This is a genomic window from Thalassotalea sp. 1_MG-2023 (assembly GCF_030546745.1).
In the GTDB taxonomy this organism is placed as follows: Bacteria; Pseudomonadota; Gammaproteobacteria; order Enterobacterales; family Alteromonadaceae; genus Thalassotalea_C.
The window spans coordinates 60,939-67,608 of the sequence record NZ_JAUOPD010000018.1 but is presented as its reverse complement, the minus strand read 5'-3'; the positions used below and the strand labels follow the sequence as shown (position 1 = coordinate 67,608).

The following is a 6,670-nucleotide window of genomic DNA, read 5'->3' as shown; positions in this document are numbered from 1 at the left end:
GCTAATGGTGATCTGTCGCCAGTAGAGTATGAACAAAGTTCCTTAAGAAAAGTGTCCTGATTTAGTTGCGCAGAACATTCTTCATTACCCCAAAAAAGCGTACTTTGTACATAGAAAAATCCTTTATTTGCTAACACTTTGATTTATGCTTATAGCGATATTTAAAGCTTTTAGTTTTCTTAGTGCATGGAAGTTTGATGATCAGAGCAAAAATCATAACAACTAAAGAAAACTATTCTTCAAATTAAGGGGGTTCCTCTCCTTAAAATTGAAGTTTTAAACGAACAATGAGTAAAAAAAGAAAGGCTTGAACTAATTAATTTGCTGCCTTACTTTAAGTTGTTTAGTGTAAGCTAAAGATGTTCCGTACCAATGTGAATAGCCATATACTATTGAAGCAACTAGCCAAATTAGACATGTTGTAACCACTTCTTTTGAGCCAAATTCTTTTCCAGTAAGAGTTATGCTAAGAAAAATTAATGCCGAGAATATCCCCCACTTTATGACTCCTTCAACCAAAATAAATTTAACTATGCCCGCTTGTTTTTGACGTTTCCATTTATCGATACTGTCTGTATCCCAAATTTTGTATAAGGAGCAATACCGAGCAAAAAAATTAACCATCTTCTATTCCTCCGATAAATAGCATACAAGAAATATATGCTAACTCTCGCATGGCTGTTATTCTTTACTCCTACAGATGCGGGAATAGAAGAATCGCTAAGTAGCTTCTTAATGCGACAAATATGTTCTTTAAGCAAGAATATTGAAAGTCTAACAGGAATGTTTTTGATTAGTACTTGCAGAAAGGTTGTGAATTGAAAATGATAAGTTTATTAGTAGGTTAAATATAGTTTTTAATAAAAATACAACATAAATCCTCAGCTATTATTGAGTATCTTTGCTGTATCTCGCTTGTAAGTGATGAATAACGGCTAGCTTTTCATTATCCATCGCTAAACGAATATCCTTACCTTGAACACCTTGCTTAATATAGCTTTGTGCGCTAATTTTCTTTGATTCATTTACAACGTGTCTTAAAAACTGTGTTTGCAAAGTACAGCTTTTATTGAGGTTTGCTACTTGGCATGCAATGAGAAAATCTTCAAAAGCATTTGGCTTTCGCCAAACATCTAAATCATTGAGTAATGATAAAACTTTTTTTCAGTTAAAATAAGTACTTGTTCAATGTGTTGTTGATGACGATTCACTTTGATGGCAAGCCATTTAATGGTGTTTGGAATTCGCAACGTATTTGCTATTTCCTCAATACTTTCATGCTGTGAATCAATAGAGTTAAGAGATTTCTGTTTATTTTTTGTGTATCGAAGTTGTAGTGCTAATAGGGCAAATCTAGCAACATTTCCCTTTCCTGAAACTTTAGTTATTACAACAAAGTGATTCATATCCCAATGCAATATACACGGTGTTTGCTGTTTATGTATTTCATCAGCAGAACATTGTAGTGCACGGCTAGCTAAACTTAAGCTATCCGCTAGTTCGACGAATTGTTGTAAATTCATCCCCTTTAAATTCGCAGGAAAACGTTTGCGCATAGCTGGCATATCAAGCTGATGCACGTGATAACTTGCTACCATTGCCAAAAAGGCTAATCCACATTCTGCTATTTCTGATTGAAGAATTAACTCAACCCTACGTCCTGTTGTAAAATTTAAAAAAGTAGACTTATTTAACTGTGTCATTTTATTACGACATGATCCTTTTTGAACATTTGTTTTTGAATATATTAGCTACAATTATTGATACTAAAACCAAGGTTGAAACGATAAAATTACTTAAACTAAGTCCCAAAAATGAACACGTCAATACAGGCATAATTACAAAGATGCTAAACGCAAGTATCAAAGAGCCAAAATAACAAACGGCTAAACTCTTATATTTATTCCCCATAATACCACCATATAAAAGGGGAGAGTTCTCCCTTTACAAATTAACTAGTCGCTAAAGTATAACCAACACCCACAAGTGTACTAAGTCCATATCCAATGAGACCACCTATTGGCCCGCCAATTGCAAAACCGGCTACGGCACCAGCCCAACCACCAGCGAGTGTCATAGCAATACTACCAGCAGCACCACCACCTTGAACTTCTTTCATTTCACATACCTTTAATTCACGCACAATTAAGTTCCTTTTTGTTTCAATTAAATTTACTAATTCCATGTTGAATTAGCCTGTTATTCTTTACTCCTACAGATGCAGGAATAGCAGAATTGCTAAGTAGCTTCTTAATGCGACAAATATGTTCTTGAAGCAAGAGTATTGAAAGTCTAACAGGAATGTTTTTGATTAGTACTTGCAGAAAGGTTGTGAATTGAAAATGATAAGTTTATTAGTAGGTTAAATATTGTTTTTAATAAAAATACAACATAAATCCTCAGCTATTATTGAGTATCTTTGCTGTATCTCTCTTGTAATTGATGAATAACGGCTAGCTTTTCTTTATCCATCGCTAAACGAATATCCTTACCTTGAACACCTTGCTTAATATAGCTTTGTGCGCTAATTTTCTTTGATTCATTTACAACGTGTCTTAAAAACTGTGTTTGCAAAGTACAGCTTTTATTGAGGTTTGCTACTTGGCATGCAATGAGAAAATCTTCAAAAGCATCTGGCTTTCGCCAAACATCTAAATCATTGAGTAATGATAAAACTTTTTTTTCAGTTAAAGTAAGCATTTGTTCAACGTGTTGTTGATGACGATTCACTTTGATCGCAAGCCATTTAATGGTGTTTGGAATTCGCAATGTATTTGCTATTTCTTCAATACTAGCAATACTTTCATGCTGTGAATCAATAGAGTTAAGAGATTTCTGTTTATTTTTTGTATATCGAAGTTGTAGTGCTAATAGGGCAAATCTAATTGATAATTTATTCGTGACGTTAATTGACTGGATTAAAGGCTGTAAATAAGGCGACTTAGCATAGGCGTCGGCAAAGTTAGGCCAAATTTTTTCAAGCGCTTTACATTGCGCTAAAACGTTAATAAATACATCAGGGTTATTTTCAGATAATGATTTAGCAAACTCTTGCCAGATGCGTTCTCCAGATAATGCATCTAACTCGTTAGACTGGCTAATATTGGTCATCAAAGCAAGTGTTTCAGGTGCAACTTTAAAGCCTAAATAATGATATCGCGCGGCAAATCTAGCCACTCTTAGCACTCTAAGTGGGTCTTCAACAAAGGCATTAGATACATGACGAAGTATACGGTTATCTAGATCATTTTTACCTTGATATGGGTCAATAATTTTTCCGTCATTGGTCATTGCCATAGCATTAACGGTTAAATCTCTTCGCAATAGATCTTGCTCTAAAGTTACTTCTGGCGATGCATTACAAACAAAACCTGTATAGCCTTGTCCTTGTTTTTTTTCAGTGCGTGCCAGGGCATATTCTTCTTTAGACTCTGGGTGAAGAAAAACAGGAAAGTCTTTACCAACTTGGGTAAAGCCAAGTGATAACATTTGTTGAACGGTTGCGCCGACTACCACATAATCACGTTCTTTTATCTCTCGACCAAGCAAATGATCTCGCACGGCACCACCCACAAGGTAATGTTCAATAGGAAGTTTTTTGTTGCTGTTTTTCATGAGAAGAAATATCGTACAATATTTAGTGATCATTAACTTTAATCATTCTACCATAACATGGTTATTTCTTATATGCAGGCCTTTGACATCGTTGATGATACGGGTTAATTTGCTCTAGCCTTTTTCACCAGTAAATTATGTTTATGTATACGGCCTATTTTGGATTAAGTGAAGCGCCTTTTACCATTGCCCCAGATCCCGCGTATTTATTTTTAAGTGATCGTCATCGCGAGGCGTTATCGCACTTAACGTATGGGCTTGGAGATAATGGTGGCTTTGTTTTACTTACTGGGGAGGTAGGAACTGGCAAAACAACCATTAGTCGAACAGTAATGGAAAAATTACCAGAAAATACACAACTTGCGTTTATTCTTAACCCCACGCTGTCATGTGAAGAGTTGCTTGCTACGATTTGTGACAATTTAAAAATACGCTACAAAAAAACAGGCGCAACGTTAAAGTACCTTACCGATAAAATCCAACAAAAATTAATCAGTAATCATGAGCAGGGAATTAACACATTAGTCATTATTGATGAAGCGCAGCACTTACAAGCAGAAGTGTTAGAGCAATTACGGCTACTTACAAACTTAGAGACGAATACCAAAAAGTTGCTACAGGTCATTTTAATAGGTCAACCAGAGTTACAGCAATTATTGCAACGCAGAGATTTACGACAACTTGCGCAGCGTATCACCGCTCGTTATCACTTAATGCCACTAACACAACAAGAGCTGACCAATTATATTCAACATCGGCTTTCGGTTGCGAATTGCACTCGAAGTTTATTTAATAAAGGTGCAATTGCCGCTATTCATAAAATATCACAAGGCATTCCTCGGGTCGTTAATTTGTTATGTGATCGCGCTTTAGTGTTGGCGTACAGTGACAATCAAGCTGTTGTAAATAGAAAAATCGTGATAGAGGCGGCACATGAAGCCTTAGGAGAAGCTGTTCAGCCTTCATTATGGCAATCGCTTTCAGTTAAAGTTGCGATTATGTCCGTTACTGTGATTTTATCGTTATTGATAGGTGTGTGGCTTGCGGATAATGGAAAATTTTTTAATGATGATGAACAGGTATTATCTAATCCAACACATACCAATCAGGGGCAAAGTGATCAACTAGTACCTGCAACTCACACGAAACAAGAAACAACAGATAGTGTAGAGTCGCGAAATAGTTCCCATTTAGCAAATAACTTGCCTCAACAAAAAGAGAGGCATGCCAACCAAACTGAGATTAGCCAAGCAATCGATATTGTCGATAAAAAAAATCTCCCAGATGAAAAAATAATTGAATCAGTTGAAACTGAAGAAAAAACAACAGCACCATTGGTTTTAGGTTACAACGCACAAGCTTACCAAGAACAACAGAAAAAAAGTGCTATCACCTTAAAAGCTGAAGAGGGAGTGTCTGAGGAAATACTAGAACTGTTTAAAGAAGCGGTGAAAGAAACTGAAGACGAGCCGCTTGATAAGATCGACAGCCAATCGGTTAACAATGTGGATTACTCATCGGTTACTGCTTTACATCAAATGCCTGCTACTTTTCAAGATGCCTTACCACCGCTAAGTTTTGAAATGCATATGTTTGAAACCGAAGGTAATGGTTGGGTAAGGGTGAATGGGAGTGATTTCAAAGAAGGCGAGTATATCGCTAACAATATATTGTTAGAAGCTATTTTACCGCAAAGAGTAATACTTAACTTTAAAGGTGAACAGTTTTCCATGCCTGCGCTATCTAATTGGTGATCTTAAAATGCTTTAGTGTGATTAATACTCTATAGGCAATTAGTCGATAAAAGCATTTTTGAAAAAGCCTAATAAATTAATATTGAAATCTTCTGGTTTAATGCAACAATCAATTTGATCTTTATATTTACTTTTTGAAAGATCAATTTCTTCAATTGAAATAGCTTGATTTAAGCGAGTATTATAAAAAACTTTGACAAAGGGGCGTAGCGGCTTGCTCTTGTTCAACTGACTAATCAAGCCTAACTTCCCGCTATTAAGTTTTACCAGTGTGCCTACAGGATAAACGCCTAAGCATTGAATAAACTTTTCGACAAGCTCTTCGTCATACTTGGTTGGCGCTTCTGCAACAAGTGTTTTAAAGGCTGAAATTGGTGAGACAGCTGACTTATATGGACGCTCGCATGTCATGGCATCGTAGCTATCAACAATCGCAATCATTTTTCCGTATTTAGATGTTGCTTTGCTATTTAACCCGTGTGGGTAACCGCTACCATCAGCTCTTTCATGGTGTTCTTGTATCATTCGCATTGCGATATGAGAAATCTCAGGGCTATTTTCCAGCAGCTTTAAACCCAGTGCAACATGACTACGCATTATTTTTTCTTCTTGAATAGTCAAAGAGCCACGTTTATGAAGTATTTCTTTTGGGATTAATACTTTACCAATATCGTGTAAAAAAGCGCCTAACGTTAGTTCTTGTACAATACGCTTTTCAAGGGCTAAATGTTTAGCAAAGACTGACATTAAAATAGCAACATTGAGCGAATGTTCAAATAAATAAGAGTCTTTAGATTGTAAGCGGGTTAAACAAGTCAGTGCATCTTGATTACGAAAAACAGAATCTACGAGTGAATCGGTTGTTTGACTTATGTTTTCTTGATTAAGGGTACGGTTTCGTTTAACTGACGCTAAAATGTTCTCTTGTAAGTCTCGCGCACTCATATAGAGCTTATTGGCTTTACGCATTTCTTGATCAAGTGAAACTTCAGGTATTGAACGTTTAGTGGGAACGGGTTTAGTCACTGTAATTTCACCTAATACTCGGTCAATTTTTTCAACTGACTTTTGTTTCGTAGTATCAACAATTACGTAGCAAACGTTTGCTTTTTTTAATTGGTTTATTGTTTCTTGATCTGAAACATAGCCTTCTGACTTAATTTCTAAATCGTCACTGTCTATGATTGATGTGACATACATCCCTAAGGAAAGGTTGGATAAAGAGATTTTTTCTAAAATTGTTTGCGAGTTTGATATTGTCATTACAAAACAAATTAAGTGATAACGTGAATATTTGAAGT

General features: G+C 35.8%; 7 protein-coding genes. 1 reads left to right on the top strand and 6 read right to left on the bottom strand.

The features are described 5' to 3' along the window. Positions 1-312: 312 nt before the first annotated feature. The 5 genes from Q4489_RS13800 to Q4489_RS13780 all read right to left on the bottom strand — a co-directional run bounded on the left by Q4489_RS13800 (position 313) and on the right by Q4489_RS13780 (position 3,615). Positions 313-624, bottom strand: coding sequence for a hypothetical protein (locus Q4489_RS13800; RefSeq protein ID WP_303481295.1), 312 nt, complete (start codon positions 622-624; stop codon positions 313-315). Between the two features lie 264 nt (positions 625-888). Next, positions 889-1,056: a hypothetical protein gene (locus Q4489_RS13795; protein ID WP_303481294.1), complete on the bottom strand. Its 168-nt coding sequence runs from the start codon at positions 1,054-1,056 to the stop codon at positions 889-891. 77 nt (positions 1,057-1,133) lie between these two features. Continuing rightward, a complete protein-coding gene (locus Q4489_RS18315) occupies positions 1,134-1,703 on the bottom strand; it encodes a cysteine peptidase family C39 domain-containing protein (protein WP_368389610.1) in 570 nt (189 codons plus the stop codon). A gap of 248 nt (positions 1,704-1,951) precedes the next feature. Then, positions 1,952-2,185, bottom strand: coding sequence for a hypothetical protein (locus tag Q4489_RS13785; RefSeq protein WP_303481293.1), 234 nt, complete (start codon positions 2,183-2,185; stop codon positions 1,952-1,954). 221 nt (positions 2,186-2,406) lie between these two features. After that, a complete protein-coding gene (locus Q4489_RS13780; RefSeq protein ID WP_303481292.1) occupies positions 2,407-3,615 on the bottom strand; it encodes a tRNA nucleotidyltransferase in 1,209 nt (402 codons plus the stop codon). A 143-nt stretch (positions 3,616-3,758) separates the two neighbouring features. Between Q4489_RS13780 and Q4489_RS13775 the strand changes: the two genes are divergently transcribed. Beyond that, on the top strand, positions 3,759-5,369 hold the full coding sequence (locus Q4489_RS13775; RefSeq protein WP_303481297.1) for an AAA family ATPase: 1,611 nt from the start codon (positions 3,759-3,761) through the stop codon (positions 5,367-5,369). Between the two features lie 39 nt (positions 5,370-5,408). On the opposite strand, the gene Q4489_RS13770 is transcribed toward Q4489_RS13775, so the two are convergent. Continuing rightward, the gene (locus Q4489_RS13770; RefSeq protein WP_303481291.1) at positions 5,409-6,632 is read right to left on the bottom strand and encodes an HD-GYP domain-containing protein; all 1,224 of its coding nucleotides are present in this window, start codon (positions 6,630-6,632) and stop codon (positions 5,409-5,411) included. Positions 6,633-6,670 lie beyond the last annotated feature (38 nt).

Coding starts and splice junctions, on each gene's coding strand:
- Q4489_RS13775 (WP_303481297.1), top strand. CDS start 3,759: ATGTATACGGCCTATTTTGGATTAAGTGAAGCGCCTTTTACCATTGCC.
- Q4489_RS13780 (WP_303481292.1), bottom strand. CDS start 3,615: ATGAAAAACAGCAACAAAAAACTTCCTATTGAACATTACCTTGTGGGT.
- Q4489_RS13785 (WP_303481293.1), bottom strand. CDS start 2,185: ATGGAATTAGTAAATTTAATTGAAACAAAAAGGAACTTAATTGTGCGT.
- Q4489_RS18315 (WP_368389610.1), bottom strand. CDS start 1,703: ATGACACAGTTAAATAAGTCTACTTTTTTAAATTTTACAACAGGACGT.
- Q4489_RS13800 (WP_303481295.1), bottom strand. CDS start 624: ATGGTTAATTTTTTTGCTCGGTATTGCTCCTTATACAAAATTTGGGAT.
- Q4489_RS13770 (WP_303481291.1), bottom strand. CDS start 6,632: ATGACAATATCAAACTCGCAAACAATTTTAGAAAAAATCTCTTTATCC.